The sequence below is a fragment of the Nocardioides caricicola genome, assembly GCF_039541135.1.
Taxonomy (GTDB): Bacteria; Actinomycetota; Actinomycetes; order Propionibacteriales; family Nocardioidaceae; genus Nocardioides; species Nocardioides caricicola.
On record NZ_BAABFQ010000003.1, the window covers coordinates 1,068,752 to 1,088,205 of the forward strand.

Here is a 19,454-nt window from a genome sequence, read left to right on the forward strand (position 1 = left end):
TGACCTAGCCGAACGACTGGGTGATCTCCCGCCGGTCGCCGTCGACCACGACCCGGGCGAGCGCGCCGTTGACCAGCGAGAGGTACGGCGCGACGTGGCCGCACTCGACGTCCAGCACGATCGGGACGCCCAGGTCGCCGAGCGCGTCGGCCACCGCGCCGTGCTGGGTCAGGTCGGGGGCGTCGGGGGCGTGCGTGCGCCCGATGAGGATCGCGTTCGCGTGCTCGAACCAGCCGGCGTACCGCAGCGAGTGCAGGGTGCGCGCGATCGTGTACGCGCCGTCCTCGCACGCCTCGAGGTAGACGACCAGACCGTCGTCGTCGTGCTCCCGCCCGAACGCCGCGACGTCGCCGTACGGCGTGGCCGCGATCGGCCCGACGGTCTCGATGCAGCCGCCGATGAGGCGACCGGAGACGTCGACGCTGCCGCCGCCGAGCACCTCCCACGTGCCCGGGGTCTCCAACGTGAACTGCGAGACCTCCGGGTTGGCGACGTAGTCGTCCCACCCGGACGTGCGGTAGCGGCCGGGACTGTGCTGGACGAACGGGCCGGTGCCCGACGCCACGTCGAGCCAGTGCCGGATGCCGTCGGGGGGCGTGTACGGCGTGTCCATCAGGTTGCTGCCGTGCAGCGTGGCCCAGCCGAGCCGCAGGGTGAGCGGCACCATCAGCGTGGTCAGGTCGCTGAAGCCGACCAGCCAGGTCGGCTCGGCCGCGGCCAGCGCGGCCCAGTCGAGCTGGTCCAACAGGTCGATCGCGAGCTCGCCGCCCCAGGGCGGCACGACGGCGCGGATCGCCGGGTCGGTGAGCATCGCGGTCAGCTCGGCCGCGCGCTGCTCCTTGGGCGCCGAGACGACCGATGGGGTGCCGAGGCACTCGCCGACCACGACGTCGTAACCCCGGTCCCGCAAGGTCTGGACCGCGACGTCGAAGCGTGCCTTCATCGCGTCCTGCACACCGCTCGACGGCGCGGTCACGCCGATCGTGTCGCCGGGCTCGAGCGGAGAAGGGAAGCGCATGCGCTCAGCCTGTCAGGTCGCTCAGCGAGGTCAACTGAGTTCCGGCCTCGTCGAAGTTCGCTGGGTCGAGCCAGCGCTCGTGCGCGGCCCTCACCGCCGGCCACTCCGCGTCGGTGACCGAGAACCAGTCGGTGTCGCGGTTGCGGCCCTTCGTGATCATGTGGTTGCGGAACCGGCCCTCGTAGGTGAACCCGAGACGACGTGCAGCCCGGGCCGACGGCTCGTTGAGGCTGTCGCACTTCCACTCGAACCGGCGGTAGCCGAGGTCCTCGAACGCGTGCCGCATGCTGAGGTGGATCGCCTCGGTCGCCGCGCGGGTGCGCTGCAGCGACTTCGCGTAGAGCACGCCCGCGATCTCGACCTGCCCGGTGCTCGGCTCGATCCGCATGTACGACGCGATCCCCTGCGCCGCCTCGCCCGTCGGGACCAGGGCGAACGTGACCATGTCCGGCGCGGCGAGCGTCGCCGCGACCAGGGCCTCCATCGCCGCGACGTCCGCGGGTGGGTCCGTCGGCCGGTAGGTCCAGAGGACGTCGTCGCCCGGGTTGCACAACGAGGCGTGCAGCGCCGGGGCGTGCGCGGTGCTGAGCGGCTCCAGCCGGACGTAGCGGCCGGTCAGCACGACCGGCTCGGGACGCGGCCGGGGCGTCCAGCCGGGGACGAGGTCGCCGACCGGCTGGCCGTGCTCGTTGGTCTCAGGCAAGGCTGTTCAGCACCTCTCGCACCTCGGCGAGGCCGCGGTCGACCTCGTCGAAGGACGTCGAGAGCGGCGACAGCCCCAGCCGCAGGCCGTGCGGGTCGCGGTAGTCCGGGATCACGTCGCGCTCCCAGAGCGCCGCGGTGACCTCCCGCATCAACGGGTGGTTGAGCGTCACGTGGCCGCCGCGCCGGGCCGGGTCGCGCGGCGACGCGACGACCACGCCGGCGTCGGCGAGCAGCCGGTCCGCGACCTCGATCGCGTACGACGTCAGCGCGACCGACTTCGCGCGCACCGCGTCCAGCCCGGCCGACTCGATCAGCGCGAGCATGTCCTGCAGCGCGAGCATCCCGACGATCGCCGGGGTGCCGGAGAGGAACCGGCGGATGCCCTCGGCCGGGGCGTAGGACGGCCCCATGAGGAACGGGTCGACCGCACCCATCCAGCCCTGGATCGGCTGGGTCAGCTCGGCCAGGTGCCGCTCCGCGACGTAGAGGAACGCCGGGGCGCCCGGCCCGCCGTTGAGGTACTTGTACGTGCAGCCGACCGCGAGGTCGACGCCCCACGCGTCGAGCTCCAGGGGCACGGACCCGACCGAGTGGCACAGGTCCCACAGCACCAGGGCCCCGGCGTCGTGGGCGATCCGGGTCAGCTCGGGGACGTCGGCGAGCCATGCGGAGCGGTACGCCACGTGCGAGACCACGACCAGCGCCGTCTGCTCGGACACCGCGGCGGAGAGCAGCTCGGCCGTCACGCCGGCGGAGGTGTCGACGTCGATCCAGCGCAGGGTCAGCCCGCACTCCTCGGCGATCCCGGCGGCGACGTACCGGTCGGTGGGGAAGTTGTCGCGGTCGATGACGATCTCGGTGCGGCCGGGGCGCGCGGCGACCGCGGCGCGCATCAGCTTGTAGAGCAGGACGGTGGTCGAGTCGCCGACCGCGGCCTGCCCCGGAGCGGCGCCGAGCACCACGCGCCCGAGGTCGTCGCCGATCGTGCGCGGCAGGTCGAACCAGCGCTCGTCCCAGCCGCGGATCAGCCGCCCGCCCCACTCCTCCTCGACGAAGCGGGCGAGCCGCGGCCCGGTCACCCGCAGCGGCCGGCCCAGCGAGTTGCCGTCGAAGTAGACGAGCGGCTGGTCGGCGCCGACGAAGCGGTCACGGTACGACGCGAGCGGGTCGCCGCGGTCCAGGTCGGTCATGGCGCCCAGTCTCTCGCAGGGCCCGGCGCAGCTACGTCGCGAGGTACTCGTTGGTGTACCCGGCCACCTGGTCGGGGTCGATGGTCCGCATGGACGCGGGCACGCCCCGCACGGCCGGTCGGCTCGCGACGACGGAGGCCGCGTGGCGGACGACGAGGGGCTTGCTCACCGTGCGCAGGTCCCGGTCGACGAGCAGGCTCCCGACCTTCCGGCCGGCGAGTATGTCGCCGAGCCGGTCCCAGCCACGACCGGCGAGGCGCTGCTGTCCCTCGGCGACCAGGAGCGCGGCGTCGCGGCCGAGCGTCGCGAACGGGTCGGCGCCGCGGGCCCACGAGGCGACGGACCAGGCGGCGCCGGCGCGCCGCCCGAGCGCGTCGGCGGCCAGCGAGTCGAGCACGACCTCGGCGCGCAGCCCGACGGCCCGGCACGCCTGCAGGATCTGCTCGGCCCGGCTGCCGGTGGCACTGATCGCGACGACGTCGGCCCCGCTGCGCTTGGCGGCGCGGGCGGCCTGCTCGACCGTGCCCGAGTCCGCGCCGTGGGTGAGCTCGAAGCCGAGGAACCGGCCGCCGGCGGAGGTGAAGCCGCGGCGTACGGCGAAGACGGTGTCGTAGCCGGCGTCCGGTGCGGACACGATCGAGAACAGGCTGCGACCGAGGTGGCCGGCGGCCCACTCGCCCATCCGCAGCGAGGACTGCCAGTGCTGGAGCGAGGTCTGGACGGCGCCCGGGAGCGGCTCGTCGACGAGCTGGGCACCCACGTTGGCGACGACGAGCCCGACGCCGGCCGCGGCGCAGGCCGCGGCGACCTGCCGCGCCGCGATCGTCGACACGCTCGCGACCACGACCTGGGCCCCGGCCGCGGCGAGCTCGGTGGCGGCCGCGGCGGCGCCGGCGTACCCGAAGGCGACCGGGCGCTCGGTGAGCGAGGCCGGGACGCCTGCGGCGGCGAACCCGGCGCTGAGACCGCCGAGCAGCTTCGCGGCGCTGCCTGGGCGGCTGCTGTTCCCCGTCGTCAGGACGCCGACCGAGAGGGCCGGGGTGGTCGCGGCGAGGGCCGGGACACCCACGAGCACCGCCGCGGTCCCACCTCCGGCGACGACCGCTCGACGCGTCAGATCAAGCACGACTGTCCTCCCTGGGCTGCCGTCGCATCCGGACGGCGGTCGGGTCCTCGGCGACGGCCTCGAGGCCGAGCCGTTCGTAGAGCCGGCGCGCGGGGTTGTCCGGCGCGACCGTGAGCGTGAGCGTGCGGCCGGTCTCATCGGCCCGGTCGCACCAGGTGCGCAGCACCGTGCTGCCGAGGCCGCGTCCGCGCTCGGCTGCGGACACCGCGATGTCGACGACGTGGACGTTCTCGGCGCCCTCCTCGACGAGGATCCGGCCCGCCGGCCTGCCGTCGACCTCGATGATGTGGTCGACGGCCGCCGGGTACGCCGCGGCGTACTGCGTCTCCCGGCCCCGGTACTGGATGGTGAGCAGGGTGCGCCGCTGCACCGGCTCGATCGCGGCCAGGTCGGCGCCGCGCACGTCGTCGAAGAGCTCGCGGAGGAACCCGGCGTCCTCGACGGTGGCTGGTCTCGTCGTCGTCATGGCCGGTGGGGGTAGATCCCTTGGGTGGCGATCGCGAAGTAGAGCGTGAGGTAGGGCTGCATGTTGTTGTGCGGCTGGTCGGCGCCGGCCGGGCTGACCGCCAGGTCCGACGGATGGACCACGCCGCCCGGGACGGCGTGCACAGCGCCCGGCGAAGGCTGGGCGAGCACGCGGTCGGCGGAGGGCACGCGCGAGGTCGCGGCGGTCGTGGACGCCGAGACGAGATGGGTGTGGACCGGGATCTCGTGCTCCTGGAGAGTCACGGTCTCAGCCCCGGCCTTCTCCCCCAGGGCGTACTCGGACAGCCCGTTGCCCTGGCCGGGCTGCATCGGCACCCGGCCCATGAGGTCGGGCAGCCCGAACGTCGACTTGCCGTCGCCGCCGTAGTTGGTGCCGAGGAGCGCGAACAGCGCGGTGTTCTGCGGGATGGGCAGCAGGGAGCCGTCGCACCACATCCAGCCCGCAGGCAGGAAGTTGAACGGGAACAGGCGGATCTCACCCACGAACTGGTCAGTCACGATGCTGGCTCCTCAGAACCCTTCCGGCGTCGGGAAGATCCCGGCGTAGCAGATGATGAAGTTGACGCACAGCGAGGGCTGCCGGTTCTCGTGCGGCTGGCTACCGCCGGTCGGCTCCAGGTAGCGCATCGCGGACGAGCTGACCGGCTGCGCGGCGGCGGCGTAGTGCTTGGTCAGCGGGGCCGCCGCGACGACCTTGCCCTGCGGGTCGCCGGTCGTGGCCGGCGCGGTGCTGGCGAGCAGCGCGTGCGAGTGCGACGGGATCTGCTGGACGCTGAGAGTCACCTGCTCCACGCCGCCGGTCGCGCCGACGGTGTAGGTGCTGCTGCGTCCCATCGGGATCCGGCTCCGCAGGTCCGGCAGCTGGAACGTCTCCTGGCCGTCACCGCCGTACGTCGTGCCGATCGCGTTGAAGAGGACCTCGAACTGGGAGATCAACAGGACCTGGCCGTCACAGAGGAACCAGTCGACGGGGGCGAAGGTGCCGGCGAACATCCGGATCTCGCCGATGTAGGGATTGGCCATCGTCTCTCCTCAGAACCCGTCGCCGGAGCGGGACGGGAACACACCGCGGATGGCGATGCAGTAGGTCAGCGTCAGGAACGGCTGCATGTTGAGGTGCGGCTGCGACCCGCCGACCGGTGACACCGAGGTCGGGCTCAGCGCGGTCAGGTCGGTCGGGTTCGCGTAGAGGTCCTGGCCGGAGGTGGCGAGCACGGCCCCGTCCGGCGCCTGGGCGACCGCGGTTGCGGACGTCGCCGGCATCCGGTGGGTGTGCTCCGGCAGCTGCCCGATCGTCAGGGTGTGGCTCTCCGCCCCACCCCGCTGGCCCAGGTAGTAGCCGTCGCCCACATGGACCGGGACCCGGCCGCGCAGGTCGGGAAGCGCGAAGTTCGTCCGGCCGTCGCCGCCGTACGTCGTGCCGAGCAGCGAGAACAGTGGCTGGTACAGGTTGATCGGCAGCAGCTGTCCGTCGCACAGCGCCCACCCCCTCGGGGCGAAGTTGAGGGAGAACAGCCGGATCTCGGACAGGTAGGGCTCAGACATCGGGTCCTCAGTTCGGTGCCGTGGGGCAGGTCGAGACGCCGGCGAACGTGCCGCCGCCGACGTTGGAGATCGAGACGGCAGCCCCCGGGTGGGCGTTGCTGAGGCTGAGCACCACCGAGGATGCGTTCGGGGTACCGACCATCCCGGCCACGTCGAGCACGCCGTAGTTGTGGACGAGGCGCAGGTCTCCGACCTTGTCCGGACCACCGGTCAGGAGGTTGCCCGAGGCCGACAGGCACGAGCGCCCCGTGTCCGTGATCCCGGCACCGAGCTCGACCCGGAGGGCTTCGGACGAGGTCGGGTCGGCGAGCGAGACGGTGTTCGACACGACCGTCGCGTTCACCGCCGCAGTGCCGATGGCCTCGACCGCGACGCCTCGTCCGACGCACCGGTTCACGGTGTTGTCCGCGATGCCGACCGTGAGTGCACCGGAGCCGTCCTCGGTGGAGACGAGGACGCCGTCGCCCGCGCTCGCGCAGGAGCCGGCGACGCCGTTGGTACCGATGATGTTGCGACGGACGTGCCCGGCGTACCCGGTCCCGTCGACGTTCGTGCCGATCACCGCGACGGCGGGGCCGCTGATGGACCTGATCGCGTTGTCAGCGACGTCGAAGGCGAGCGTTCCCGTGAACGGATTGCCGCCCGCGGCGAGCTGGATCCCGCGACCGCCGGCCCAGGTCGTGTTCCGGCTGATCGCCGCCCGCTGCACCGTGCCGGTGCCGCTGGAGACGACCTGGACCTGCTCGCCGACGTTGCCGGTGACGAAGCTCCCGGTGACCGTCAGGTCGACGGTCCCACCGGAGGTCGCGTGCACCCGGATGCCGTCCTTGGCCCCGGCGGCGGTGGTCCCGTAGATCCGGTTGCGCAGCAGCGACAGCGTCGTGGTGCCGCTCGAGGTCCCCGAGAACAGGTTGGTGTCCCCGGAGCCGCCGATCGCCGTGTCGGTGATCGTCACCGTGCCGGTGACGCCGGCGTACGGCGTGGCGTCGGAGCCGCCGAGGTCGACGCCGTTCTCGCCCTCGGCGTTGCCGTTCGAGCTGATGTTGCTGTTCACGACCGTGAGGCCGGCGACGTTGCGGGCGGAGATGCCGTCGTCGCCGGAACCCGTGACGCGGATCCGGGTGAACGACGGCGCCGTCGTGTTCTCCAGCGAGATGCCGGAACCGGTCGAGGCCGAGATGAGGCCGCCGGTGCAGTCGGCATCGACAGGGTTCATATTCGGGGCACCCGTGGCGGTCAGGGTGCCGCCGCACATCCCCGTCGAGTTGCCGGTCACGGTGAGCGAGCCCGACGTGCCGGTGTTCCGGAGGAGGATGCCGTTGCTTCCGCCGGAGGAGTCGATCCGCTGGAACGTGAGCCCGGCGGCACCGATGGTCGTGTTCTGGACCGTCAGCGCCGTCCCGGCGGTGGACCGCAGGGTGCTGTTCACGCCCGACACCGTGACGGTGCCACCGCCCGTGGCGCTGAAGGCGGGACCGACGCCGCTCAGCAGCACGGCCGCGAAGCTGACGGTCGCGCCGGTGTTGCCCGACAGGGCGACGCCACCGGCGGTCGCGTTCGCGGTGCTCACCGTGCGCGAGAACGCGACGGTGCCGCTCGTGCGGCCGGACACCGAGACCGCGCGTCCCGTGGCGGTCACCGCGACCGCCGAGCCGATGAGGATGTCGCCACCGGCGGCCCCGCTGATCTGCACGGCCGTGCCGCTGCCGTCCTGCCTGATCGCCGCACCGGAGGCGATGGTCGCGGTCGTCACCGAGCTCGCCCGCACGACGTCGTTGGCGCCGTCGGCGTAGAGCTCGACGCCGTCGACGGTCGAGCCGTTGGCAAGAGACACCGCGTATCCGGCGCTGGACGCGGTCAACCGCGGGCGGATGCCCGACAACAGGGTCACCCCGGGCAGGCCGGCGGAGCTGCCGAGGAGGCGCTGGTCCTGCTCGAGCGCCAGCGCACCGGTCACGTTGGAGTAGAGGAAGATCTCGTCGCCGGTCCCGTCGGCGTCGTTCACGCCGTTGAGCTGCGTGAAGCTCGGGAACGGCTCGGACGAGGTGCCGGCCGCGATGCCGCCCGCGCCGATGGAGCCGACGTACCAGACTCGGCGGTCCGCGATCGTGATGGTGACCTCGGCCGTCCCGTAGGCGTTCTGACTGTCCTTGACCTGGTAGGAGAACCGGTCCTCTCGGTTCTTCACCCCCGCGGGCGGGTAGTACATGAAGTTGCCGCCGGCGTCGAGCTCGACGACCCCGCCGAGGGCGGTCGGGATGCCGTCGTTGGCGACGATGCTGACCGTGTCGCCCGCGTCCGCGTCGGTGTCGTTGCCGGTGAGCACGGTGCCGGTCAGGGTCGTATAGGCCAGCGCGCCGCCGGTGCTGCCTGCCCCGAAGCGCGCGGTGGTGTTGCCGATCGCGCCGGTGAACGAGTCGTCCGCGGGCGTCGGTGCGTCGTTGACGTCGAGCACCGAGACGGTGACCGCGAGCTCGGTCGTGAGCGCGCCGTCGGAGACCGCGACCCGCACCTGCAGCTCCGCGTCGGTCTCGAAGTCGAGACCAGCGGCGGTCTTCAGGACGCCGGCCGAGGTGATCGTGAACTTCGCGTTGTCGGCCGAGCCGGTGCCGCTCACCAGGCTCCAGGTCAGCGCGTCGGACTCGGGGTCGGTCCCGACGATCGTGCCGACGGTCGTGTCCGCCGGCCGGTTCTCCGCGACCGAGAGTGTCGGCGGCGTGATCGACGGGGTCTCGTTGACCTGGCCTACCGTGATCGTCATCGAGGTCTCGACGCTCTCGCCCGCGGCGTCGGTCGCGCGGACGCGGATGGCGTACGACGCGGTCGTCTCGTGGTCGAACGCCGCCTTGGTGACGAGCTTGTTGCCGTCGATCTCGAACTGGGCGTCGCCCTGCACGAGCTCGAACGTCGGCTGCTGCGGCTCCGCGTCCGAGTCGACGGCCGTCAGTGTTCCGACGACGGTGCCCGCGGGCTCGTTCTCGTCCACCGACGTGGCCGACAGGTCCACCCGGGACGGGCTCTCGTTGCGGTTCGTGACGGTCACGACCACGTCACCGGTGTAGGTGGTCGTGTCGCCGTCGGAGACCGCGACGCGGATCGTCACCTCCGGCGTCGTCTCGAAGTCGAGCGCGCCGGTGGTGGTGACCTGGCCCGCGGCGCTGACGGTGAACGCCCCGGCACCGTCGACGAGGGAGTACACCACCGGGTCCTGGCCGTCGACGTCGACGATGTCGAGCCAGCCGACCTCGGTGCCGGCGGCCTGGTTCTCGGCGATCGATCCGCCGGACCGGAAGATCAGCCCGGTGGGCCGGTCGTCGGCATCGACGACGTCCAGCGTGAACACCTGCACGTGACTGAGGCCGCCGGAGTCGGTGACGCGGATCCGCAGCGACAGGGTCGGCTGGGTCTCGAAGTCGAACGCGGCGATCGCGCGCAGCGTCGTGCCGGAGATCTCGAACGACCCGTTGGCGCCGTCGCCGGGGCCGCTGACGAGGGCGTAGGTCATGGTCCCGCCGTCGGGGTCGCTCGCCGAGAGCGTGCCGACGTCCTGGGCGGCGACGTTCTCGTCGACCTCGTCCCCGGACAGCGAGATCGCGGTCGGCGCCTCGTTGACGTCGTCGACGGTGATCGTGAACGTCTTCTCGACGTGGACCCCGGCCTCGTCGGTCGAGCGCACGAGCACCTCGCGCGTCGGCTGGGTCTCGTGGTCGAACGGTCCTGCGCTCCGCAGCTCGTCGCCGACGACCACGAACTCGTCGTTGTCGGCCTCGCCGTCGGGCAGCGAGTAGGTGTGGCTGTCGCCCGCGTCCTGGTCCGAGGTGGACAGCGTGCCGATGGCACGCGCGGCGGCGTTCTCGGCGATGCTCGCGTGCGCGAGCGAGACGCCGCTCGGCGCGTCGTTCGCGTCGGTCACCGTGACCGTCAGCGTCGCGGACGCCGTCTCGTCACCGTCGGTGACCTCGACCTCGATCGAGTAGCTGTCCTCGCCCTCGAAGTCGAAGCTGTCGAGCGCGTAGACGCCACCGGCGACGATCGAGAAGTGCTCGCTGTCCAGGCCGTCGACGAGCGCGTACGTCAGCGCGTCGCCGGCGTCGGGGTCGCTCGCCGAGAGCGTGCCGACCAGCGTGCCGGGCGCCTGGTTCTCGGCGATGCTCGACGGGCTGAGCGACGGCTGCGACGGTGCCTCGTTCACGTCGTCGACGTGGATGGTCAAGACGGCCTCGGTGAACCGGGCCGGCGTGCCGGAGTCCGTGACGCGGACCCGGATCGAGTACGTCGCCTTCGTCTCGTGGTCGAATGCCGCGGAGGTCCGCAGCGTGGTGCCGTCGACCTCGAAGAGGTGGTTGTCGTCAGCACCGTTCCCCGCGACGAGCGTGTAGCTCAGGGTGTCCCCGCCGTCGGGATCGGTGGCGGTGAGCTGGCCGACCGCGGCCCCGGTGGCGAGGTTCTCCTCGACGGTGTCGTCGTTGATGCCCGGGGCGGACGGCGCCTCGTTGACGTTCTGAACCGCGATCACGAAGGTGCCTTCGACGCGCTCGCCGCCGGCGTCCTCGGCGCGCACCTCGACGGTGTGCGACGTCGCGACCTCGTGGTCGAGGCCGGCCGCGGTGACCAGCTCGTCGCCGTCGACGGCGAACCGGCCGGCGGCGTCGTCGAGCAGCGTGTAGGTGATCGGGTCGCTCAGGTCGGGGTCGTCGGTCGACAGGGTGCCGACCACGGCGCCGACCACCGCGTCCTCGGCCACGGTGCTGCTGGAGAGGTCCAGCCGGGTCGCTGCCTCGTTCTTGTTGACGACGGCGACGGCCAGGACCGACTCGATGAACCGGCCTTCGGAGTCGGTGGCGCGCACGCGCACCGAGCGGCCCGCGTCGCTCTCGTAGTCGAACGACTCGGTCGTGAGCAGGTCAGTGCCCTGGATGCGGAACGCAGCGTTGTCGTCGTCGCCGGTGCCGGTCACGAGAGCGAACTGAACGCCGCCAGCGTCCGCGCCCGTCGCCGCGAGTGCGCCGACGAGGGTGCCGGCCGGCTCGTTCTCCCGCACCGACGACGGCGACAGCGTGACCCCGGTCGGCGCCTCGGGCGCATCGCTCACGCGCACCGTGACCGGCTGCTCGTAGGCGAGACCGGCCTTGTCGGTGACCCGCACGCGGACCACGAGCTCCGAGCGCGACTCGAAGTCGGCCGGCGTGCTCAGGTCGAGCCGGTTGCCGCTGATCGCGAACATCGCGTTGTCGCGGCCGCCCGCGACCAGGCTGAACGTGTGCTGCTCGTCCGCGTCCTGGTCGGTGGCGGTCAGCGTGCCGACCAGACCGGTGACGCCCTCGCGGACGGTGCTGGGAGAGAGCGTGATCCCGGTCGGGGCGTCGGGCGCGTCGGTGACCGCGACGGCGAGGTCCTTCTCGAAGGATCCGCCCGCGCCGTCGTCGGTGCGGACCCGGACGCCCAGGGCACTGGCCTGCTCGAAGTCGAACGGCGCGACCGTGCGCAGCTGGTCGCCGACGATGCTGAAGAGCGGGTTCGCGTTCGGCACGCCGGCCTCGGTGACCAGCGTGTAGGTGTGCGCGTCGCCCGCGTCGGGGTCGGTGCTGCCGAGTCGACCGACGAGGGTGCCGGCGGGCGCGTTCTCGGGGACCGCGGAGGCGTCGAGGCTCACGTCGGTCGGCGGCCGGTTCTCCTCGGCGTCGGTGACGGTGAGGTCGTACGTCGCGGCGCGCGTCAGGCCGAGCAGGTCGGTGACCTGGACCCGGACCCGGTAGTCCGTGCGGGTCTCGAAGTCGAGCGGGGCCGCGGTGACCAGAGCGCCGTCGACCACCTGGAACGTGTCGACGTCACCACCGATCACCTGGTAGGTCATCCGGTCCGCGGTGTCCTGGTCGTCGGCGGTCAGCGTGCCGACCGCGGTCCCGACGGGCACGCCCTCGGGGACCGAGGTGTCGGAGAGCTCCGGCGCGTCGGGGCGGTGGTTGCGCGACTCGAGCGCGGTGCCCTTCTTGCACTGGCCGGGACGGTCGATCACGCGGAGCGCGCCACGCCCCGGCGCGGCGCAGAACCACGCGCCGTCGTTGTTCGGCACCAGCAGCCCGCGCCGGACCCGGAGCCGCTCGGCCACGGAGACCCGGACCCGCTCCTCGTCACGCGCACAGGCGCCGGACGGCACGCGCAGCGACTGGTCACCGCGGTCGACGCACACCACCTCGAGGACGCCGCGGCCCTTCTTCTGCGGCCCGCGGGCCTCGGCCGGGGACACCCCGACGATGGTGAGCAGGCAGGCGACGACGACGATCGGGATCGCTCCCGAGACCAGCTTCCGCAACGAATCCCCCGTGATCGACAGACGGCGCGCTCAGCCTGCCACCCTCTACGGAGGTAGATGGTCCGAATGGGGGAATTCGTCAGACCTTGTTCGCTGTGAGGTCACGCACGTCGGCGTAGCGCTCCCGCACGAACGGCGTCGCCGCGACCTCGGTCCGGACCACGTCCGCGAGCGGCCACGCCGGCGGCTCGGCGGTGCCGGCGAGCACCCACGCGGCCTGCCGCGCCGCACCGCGGGCGACGTACTCCCCCGGCTGCGGGACGGAGACCGGCAGCCCCAGCACCGCCGACGCGATCTCGCGCACCGCCTCGGAGCGGGCGGCGCCGCCGACCATGACGACCCGCTCGACCGGGGTGCCGAGCGCGCGGACCGCGTCCAGCCCGTCGGCCAGGCCGCAGATCATGCCCTCGACGAACGCGCGGGCGAGGTAGGCCGGGTTCGCGGTCTCGAGCCGCAGCCCGTGGACCGCGCCGGTGGCGTCCGGCTTGTTGGGGGTGCGCTCGCCCTCGAGGTACGGCACCAGCACGAGGCCGCCCGCGCCGGCGGGGGCCGACAGCGCGAGCTCGGAGAGCCCTGCGTGGTCGGTGCCGAGCAGGCGCGCGGCGGCGTCGAGGACCCGGGCGGCGTTCATGGTGGCGACCAGCGGCAGGAACCGGCCGGTCGCGTCGGCGAACCCGGCCACCGCCCCGCTCACGTCGCCGACCGGCTCGTCCGCGACCGCGCAGGCCACCCCGGACGTGCCGATCGAGATGATCACGTCGCCGGTCACCGCACCGAGGCCGAGGGCCGCGGCGGCGTTGTCGCCGGTGCCCGGGCCGAGCGGCTGGCCGGCCGGCGTGTGGGCGGCGACCTCGGCGGGTGCGACCACGCGCGGCAGCACGGCGTCGTGCCCGAGGCCGAGCTCGAGCAGGTCGCGGCGGTACTCACCGGTCGTCGGCGACCAGTAGCCGGTCCCGCTCGCGTCGCCGCGGTCGGTGACCAGCGTGTCGAGGGACTCGGCCCCGGAGAGCTTCCAGGTGAGCCAGTCGTGCGGCAGGCAGACGGCGGCGACGCGCGCGGCGTTCTCGGGCTCGTGGTCGCGCAGCCAGCGCAGCTTGGTGACCGTGAAGGACGCCACCGGCACGAGGCCGACGGCGTCGATCCAGGCCTGCGGCCCACCCAGCTCGTCGATCAGGTCGAGGGCTGCCTGCGCGGAACGGGTGTCGTTCCAGAGCAGCGCCGGGCGCACGACCGCGCCGTGCTCGTCGAGGCAGACCATGCCGTGCTGCTGCCCGCCGACTGCGATCGCGGCGACGTCGTCGAGCCCTCCGGCGGCCGCGATCGCCTGCTGGAGCGCGTCCCACCAGGCGTCCGGGTGCACCTCGGTGCCCTCCGGATGGGGCGCGGAACCGCTGCGTACCAGCTCGCCGGTGTCGGCGTCGCAGACGACGACCTTGGAGGACTGGGTGGACGAGTCGATCCCCGCTACGAGCGCCATGGTCGGGATTCTGACAGTCTTCGCGCATGCGCGACCCGTCGGGACACAACCTGGTCCTCAGCAACGCCCACTACCGCGCCGAGGTGGTCACCGTCGGCGCCACCCTCCGCTCGCTGACCCACGAGGGCCGGGACGTCGTCGCGGGCTGGCCGGTCGGCGAGATCAACCCGCAGTACCGCGGCTGGGTGATGATGCCGTTCCCGAACCGGATCGCCGACGGCGTCTGGGAGCACGAGGGCACGACGTACCAGCTGGCGCTGACCGAGCCGGCGCGTGGCCACGCGCTGCACGGCCTCACCGGCTGGGTGGAGTGGGAGGTCGTCCACCACGACGACACCCGCGCGTCGCTGCGCTACGAGCTGCCGCCGCAGACGGGCTACCCGTTCGCGCTCGACCTGACCGCCGACTACGTGCTCGGCGACGACGGGCTGCGCTGCACGCTGGGGGCGACGAACGCCGGCACCACCGCGGCGCGGTACGGCACCGGGCACCACCCGTACGTCACGCTCGACCGCAGGCTCGACGACCTCGTCCTGACGATGGAGGCGGCGACGTACTGCCCGATGGACGGGCGGTGCCTGCCCGAGGCGCCCGAGCCGGTCGACGGCACGGCGTACGACTTCCGCGGCGGGCGCGCCATCGGCGACGTCGTGCTCGACCACCCGTTCACCGACCTGGCGTCGAACGTCGTGACCCTCGCCGACCCGGACTCGGGGCAGCGGGTGCGGATGGAGCTCGGCGACGGCTTCGGCTGGGTCCACCTGTTCAGCTCCGACCCGCACGAGGGCGCGCAGCACCGCGCCACCCTCGGGCTGGAGCCGATGACCTGTCCCCCGGAGGCGTTCAACTCCGGGACCGACCTGGTCGTGCTCCAGCCCGGCGAGACGCACCAGGCGTGGTTCCTGCTCGGGTGCTAGCTCGTGATCGCGCCGTGGGCCGCTGACTGCACGATCTTGGCGTACTTGCCGAGCACACCGCGCGTGTACTTCGGCGGCAGCGGCTCCCACCCGACCTTGCGCTGCTCCCAGTCGTCGCCGGCGGGCTCGATCTCGAGCAGCCGGTTCGCGACGTCGAGGGTGATGGTGTCGCCGTCGCGCACGAACGCGATCGGCCCGCCGTCCACGGCCTCGGGAGCGATGTGGCCGACGCACAGGCCCGTCGTACCGCCGGAGAAGCGTCCGTCGGTGATCAGCAGGACGTCCTTGCCGAGGCCGGCGCCCTTGATCGCGCCGGTGATCGCGAGCATCTCGCGCATGCCCGGGCCGCCCTTGGGTCCCTCGTAGCGGATGACCACGACGTCGCGCGGCTCGATCTCCCCGCGCTCGAGGGCGTCCATCGCGGCGCGCTCGCCGTCGAACACGCGGGCGGTGCCGGTGAACACGGAGTCGTCGAAGCCGGCGGTCTTCACGACCGCGCCCTCCGGAGCCAGCGAGCCCTTGAGGATCGTGAGGCCGCCGGTCTTGTGGATCGGGCGGTCGAGCCTGCGGATCACGTCGTCGTCGAGGTCCGGCGGCGCGAGCTGCTCGAGGTTCTCCGCCATCGTCTTGCCGGTCACCGTGAGGCAGTCGCCGTGCATGAGGCCGGCGTCGAGCAGCGCCTTCATCACGACGGGGATGCCGCCGATCTTGTCGACGTCGTTCATCACGTAGCGGCCGAACGGCTTGAGGTCGGCGAGGTGCGGGACCTTGTCGCCGACCCGGTTGAAGTCGTCGATGGTGAGGTCGACGTCGGCCTCGCGGGCCATCGCGAGCAGGTGGAGCACGGCGTTGGTGGAGCCGCCGAGGGCCATCACCACGGTGATCGCGTTCTCGAACGCCTCCTTGGTCATGATCTGGCGGGCGGTGATGCCGTGCCGGAGCAGGTTGACCACGGCCTCACCGGAGCGGTGCGCGAACCCGTCGCGGCGGCGGTCCACCGCCGGCGGCGCGGCGGAGCCGGGCAGCGACATGCCGATCGCCTCGGCGACCGCGGCCATCGTGTTCGCGGTGTACATGCCACCGCACGCACCCTCGCCGGGGCAGATCGCCCGCTCGATGCGGTCGACCTCCTCGCGGGTGATCTTGCCGGCCAGGCACGCGCCGACCGCCTCGAAGGCGTCGATGATCGTGACGTCGTTGCCGTCCACCTGGCCGGGCATGATCGAGCCGGCGTACAGGAAGACGCTGGCGAGGTCGAGGCGCGCGGCGGCCATCATCATGCCGGGCAGGGACTTGTCGCAGCCGGCCAGCAGCACCGACCCGTCGAGGCGCTCGGCCATCATCACGGTCTCGACGGAGTCGGCGATGACCTCGCGCGACACCAGCGAGAAGTGCATGCCCTCGTGGCCCATCGCGATGCCGTCCGACACCGAGATCGTGCCGAACTCGAGCGGGTAGCCGCCCGCCGCGTGCACGCCGTTCTTCACCGCCTTGGCCAGACGGTCGAGTGACAGGTTGCACGGGGTGATCTCGTTCCAGCTCGACGCGACGCCGATCTGCGGCTTCGCGAAGTCCTCGTCACCCATGCCGACCGCGCGCAGCATGCCGCGCGCGGCGGCGCGCTCGAGACCGTCGGTGACGTCGCGGGAGCGGGGCTTGATGTCAGGTGTGGACTCCGTCATGGACTCAGGCTAGAGGCTCACCGCGATCCGCATACCCTGTGCAGCATGCCGATCCTCCGCTCCGCAACGTCGACCTCGGGCCGCAACATGGCCGGCGCCCGCGCCCTGTGGCGCGCGACCGGGATGACGGACTCGGACTTCGGGAAGCCGATCGTGGCGATCGCGAACTCGTTCACGGAGTTCGTGCCCGGCCACGTGCACCTGCGCGACCTGGGGAAGATCGTCGCCGAGCAGGTCGCCGAGGCCGGTGGCGTCGCCAAGGAGTTCAACACGATCGCCGTCGACGACGGCATCGCGATGGGCCACGCCGGGATGCTGTACTCCCTGCCCAGCCGTGAGCTGATCGCCGACGCCGTCGAGTACATGGTCAACGCGCACTGCGCGGACGCGCTCGTCTGCATCTCGAACTGCGACAAGATCACGCCCGGCATGCTGATGGCTGCGCTCCGGCTCAACATCCCGGTGGTGTTCGTGTCCGGCGGGCCGATGGAGGCCGGCAAGACCGAGGCGATCGAGGGCATCGTCCACTCCAAGCTCGACCTGGTCGACGCGATGGTGCTGGCCGTCAACGACGCCGTCACCGACGAGCAGCTCGACATCGTCGAGCGCTCCGCGTGCCCCACCTGCGGCTCGTGCTCGGGGATGTTCACCGCGAACTCGATGAACTGCCTCACCGAGGCGATCGGCCTGTCCCTGCCCGGGAACGGCTCGACCCTCGCCACCCACAGCGCCCGCCGCGCCCTCTTCGAGGAGGCCGGTCGCGTGGTCGTCGACCTGGCCAAGCGCTACTACGAGGACGACGACGAGTCGGTCCTGCCGCGCAACATCGCCACCCACGAGGCGTTCGAGAACGCCTTCGCGCTGGACGTCGCGATGGGCGGCTCGACCAACACCGTGCTGCACCTGCTCGCGGCCGCGCGCGAGGCCGGCATGACGTTCTCGGTCGACGACATCGACGCGGTCTCGCGCCGGGTGCCGTGCCTGTCCAAGGTCGCCCCGAACACGCCGAAGTACCACATGGAGGACGTCCACCGCGCCGGCGGCATCCCGGCGCTGCTGGGCGAGCTCAACCGCGGCGGCATGCTCAACACCGGCGTCCACGCGGTGCACAGCCCGTCGCTGCAGCAGTGGCTCGACGAGTGGGACATCCGCGGCGGGAAGGCCAGCCAGACCGCGCTCGACCTGTTCCACGCCGCTCCCGGTGGTGTGCGCACGACCGAGGCGTTCTCCACCGACAACCGGTGGAGCTCCCTGGACACCGACGCGGCCGAGGGCTGCATCCGCGACGTCGAGCACGCCTACACCCGCGACGGCGGGCTCGCGATCCTCAAGGGCAACCTCGCCGAGGACGGCTGCGTCGTGAAGACCGCGGGCGTGCCCGAGGAGATCTGGACGTTCACCGGCACCGCGATCGTCTTCGAGAGCCAGGACGACGCGGTCGCCGGGATCCTGTCCAAGCAGGTCAAGGCCGGCCAAGTGGTGGTCATCCGCTACGAGGGCCCCAAGGGCGGCCCCGGCATGCAGGAGATGCTCTACCCCACGTCGTACCTCAAGGGTCTGGGCCTCGGCCAGCAGTGCGCGCTGCTCACCGACGGCCGCTTCTCCGGCGGCACGTCCGGCCTGTCGATCGGCCACGTCTCCCCCGAGGCTGCGGGCGGCGGCACGATCGCGCTCGTCGAGGACGGCGACACGATCACCATCGACATACCGAACCGCTCGATCGTCCTCGACGTCGACCCGCTCGTCCTCGACCAGCGCCGGGCCGCCCAGGAGAAGCGCGACAAGCCGTTCACCCCGGTCGACCGCGACCGGCCGGTGTCGGCGGCCCTGCGGGCCTACGCCCTGATGGCCACCGCGGCCTCCGACGGGGCGTACCGGCTCGTCCCGGAGTGAGCTGAGCCCTTGGACGAAGCACTGACGGGAGGGAACTCCTCTGCCGGCGTCGTCCGCGTCGGGGACACGGTCCGCAAGCCGTGGCTCCCGACGACCGACCTGACCGTCGGGTACATGCGCTCGTTGCGGGACCGAGGCATCGACGTCCCCGAACCACGCGGCCGCGACCAGCACGGACGGTTGGCCGTCGAGTACGTGCCCGGCACCGTCGCGATCGACCTCCTGCCACTCGACGACTCCCTGCTCGGCCGGATCGGCGCCCTCGTCCGCGCCATTCACGACGCGAGTGCCGACCTGCCCGTCCCCGACGCATGGCCGGTCCTGCTGCCGGCGGTCCGCCCGGACCTGCTGTGCCACAACGACCTCGCGACCTGGAACCTGGTCATCGACGGCGAGCGCCTGGTCTTCATCGACTGGGACGGCTCCGGCCCGAGCACGCGGCTGTGGGACCTGGCGTACGCCGCGATCTCGTTCGGCGGGCTGTTCGCCGGCGAGGACCCCGAACGTGCCGGCGCCCGCTTGGCCGCGTTCGTCGAGGGCTACGGCGCCGACGCCCACCTGCGCTCCGCACTACCGACCACGATGGCGCAGCGCGCACTGGCGATGCACGACCTGCTTCGCAGCTCCCACGAGTCGGGCGTGGAACCCTGGGGATCGATGTACCTGGGGGGACACGGAGCGCACTGGAGCGCCGCCGCGGGCTTCATCGCCCAGCACGAGCGCACCTGGACCGAAGCTCTGATCTGACCCCGCGACTGATGCCCCGCCGGCCGTGGTCGGCGGGGTGGTGGTCAGTGGGTATGTCGGTCGGTGTCGACGAGGTAGGTGTGGCCGTGGGGGCTGGTCCACACGAAGGTGGTGGGGCCGATGCGGTGGTAGGTCCAGGTGGTGTGGGTCTTGAGGCGGTGGTGTCCGCGGCACAGGGGGGCGAGATTCACTGTCTCGGTGCGACCGGTCGGGTACTCGGTGATGTGGTCGGTGTCGGCGGTGCGTGAGGGGCGGCTGCAGGTGGGGAACACGCAGGTCGGGAACGTCAGCGTGAGCCGTCCTGAGTTATCCGGACAGGGTGGTTGTGGTGATCATGCCGCTGGCTGGGTGGCGG

Annotated in this window: 15 protein-coding genes; 3 read left to right on the plus strand and 12 right to left on the minus strand. The window is 72.3% G+C overall.

Translation table 11 applies throughout. The features are described from left to right. Nucleotides 1–4: 4 nt before the first annotated feature. From ABD875_RS07025 to xylB, 10 genes are all read right to left on the minus strand, one after another. Nucleotides 5–1,018, minus strand: a complete 1,014-nt coding sequence (locus ABD875_RS07025; RefSeq protein WP_345172612.1) for a S66 family peptidase — start codon at nucleotides 1,016–1,018, stop codon at nucleotides 5–7. A 4-nt stretch (nucleotides 1,019–1,022) separates the two neighbouring features. After that, nucleotides 1,023–1,721, minus strand: coding sequence for a GNAT family N-acetyltransferase (locus tag ABD875_RS07030; RefSeq protein WP_345172615.1), 699 nt, complete (start codon nucleotides 1,719–1,721; stop codon nucleotides 1,023–1,025). Beyond that, nucleotides 1,714–2,913, minus strand: coding sequence for a kynureninase (locus ABD875_RS07035; protein WP_345172617.1), 1,200 nt, complete (start codon nucleotides 2,911–2,913; stop codon nucleotides 1,714–1,716). Before ABD875_RS07035 ends, ABD875_RS07030 begins: the two co-directional genes overlap by 8 nt. A gap of 31 nt (nucleotides 2,914–2,944) precedes the next feature. Then, nucleotides 2,945–4,039, minus strand: a complete 1,095-nt coding sequence (locus ABD875_RS07040) for an ABC transporter substrate-binding protein (protein WP_345172619.1) — start codon at nucleotides 4,037–4,039, stop codon at nucleotides 2,945–2,947. Continuing rightward, nucleotides 4,032–4,505 carry a GNAT family N-acetyltransferase gene (locus ABD875_RS07045; RefSeq protein ID WP_345172621.1) on the minus strand — a complete coding sequence of 158 codons (474 nt, stop codon included), beginning with the start codon at nucleotides 4,503–4,505 and terminating at the stop codon, nucleotides 4,032–4,034. Before ABD875_RS07045 ends, ABD875_RS07040 begins: the two co-directional genes overlap by 8 nt. Beyond that, a complete protein-coding gene (locus ABD875_RS07050; RefSeq protein WP_345172623.1) occupies nucleotides 4,502–5,023 on the minus strand; it encodes a phage tail protein in 522 nt (173 codons plus the stop codon). The genes ABD875_RS07045 and ABD875_RS07050 overlap by 4 nt, the downstream gene beginning before the upstream one ends. Before the next feature lie 12 nt (nucleotides 5,024–5,035). Then, on the minus strand, nucleotides 5,036–5,548 hold the full coding sequence (locus ABD875_RS07055) for a phage tail protein (RefSeq protein WP_345172625.1): 513 nt from the start codon (nucleotides 5,546–5,548) through the stop codon (nucleotides 5,036–5,038). Nucleotides 5,549–5,557: 9 nt separating this feature from the next. After that, entirely contained in the window at nucleotides 5,558–6,070 is a 513-nt protein-coding gene (locus ABD875_RS07060) for a phage tail protein (protein WP_345172627.1), read from the minus strand. A gap of 7 nt (nucleotides 6,071–6,077) precedes the next feature. Then, entirely contained in the window at nucleotides 6,078–12,383 is a 6,306-nt protein-coding gene (locus tag ABD875_RS07065) for a cadherin domain-containing protein (RefSeq protein WP_345172629.1), read from the minus strand. 79 nt (nucleotides 12,384–12,462) lie between these two features. Further along, nucleotides 12,463–13,860, minus strand: coding sequence for a xylulokinase (xylB, locus tag ABD875_RS07070; RefSeq protein ID WP_345172631.1), 1,398 nt, complete (start codon nucleotides 13,858–13,860; stop codon nucleotides 12,463–12,465). A 26-nt stretch (nucleotides 13,861–13,886) separates the two neighbouring features. Here xylB and ABD875_RS07075 point away from each other — a divergent pair, with 26 nt between their 5' ends. After that, nucleotides 13,887–14,777: an aldose 1-epimerase family protein gene (locus tag ABD875_RS07075; RefSeq protein WP_345172633.1), complete on the plus strand. Its 891-nt coding sequence runs from the start codon at nucleotides 13,887–13,889 to the stop codon at nucleotides 14,775–14,777. Here ABD875_RS07075 and ilvD (ABD875_RS07080) read toward each other — a convergent pair. Next, nucleotides 14,774–16,459: a dihydroxy-acid dehydratase gene (gene ilvD / locus ABD875_RS07080; RefSeq protein WP_345172635.1), complete on the minus strand. Its 1,686-nt coding sequence runs from the start codon at nucleotides 16,457–16,459 to the stop codon at nucleotides 14,774–14,776. The two genes, ABD875_RS07075 and ilvD (ABD875_RS07080), sit on opposite strands and share 4 nt — an antisense overlap. Nucleotides 16,460–16,504: 45 nt before the next feature. Here ilvD (ABD875_RS07080) and ilvD (ABD875_RS07085) point away from each other — a divergent pair, with 45 nt between their 5' ends. Together ilvD (ABD875_RS07085) and ABD875_RS07090 are read left to right on the plus strand one after the other, a co-directional pair. Next, complete coding sequence (gene ilvD, locus ABD875_RS07085; protein ID WP_345172637.1) at nucleotides 16,505–18,352, plus strand: dihydroxy-acid dehydratase; 1,848 nt, start codon at nucleotides 16,505–16,507, stop codon at nucleotides 18,350–18,352. Between the two features lie 9 nt (nucleotides 18,353–18,361). After that, nucleotides 18,362–19,099 (plus strand): phosphotransferase, encoded by a 738-nt coding sequence (locus ABD875_RS07090; RefSeq protein ID WP_345172639.1) that lies wholly within the window; start codon nucleotides 18,362–18,364, stop codon nucleotides 19,097–19,099. 44 nt (nucleotides 19,100–19,143) lie between these two features. On the opposite strand, the gene ABD875_RS07095 is transcribed toward ABD875_RS07090, so the two are convergent. Beyond that, a complete protein-coding gene (locus ABD875_RS07095) occupies nucleotides 19,144–19,290 on the minus strand; it encodes a hypothetical protein (RefSeq protein ID WP_345172641.1) in 147 nt (48 codons plus the stop codon). Between the last annotated feature and the right edge of the window lie 164 nt (nucleotides 19,291–19,454).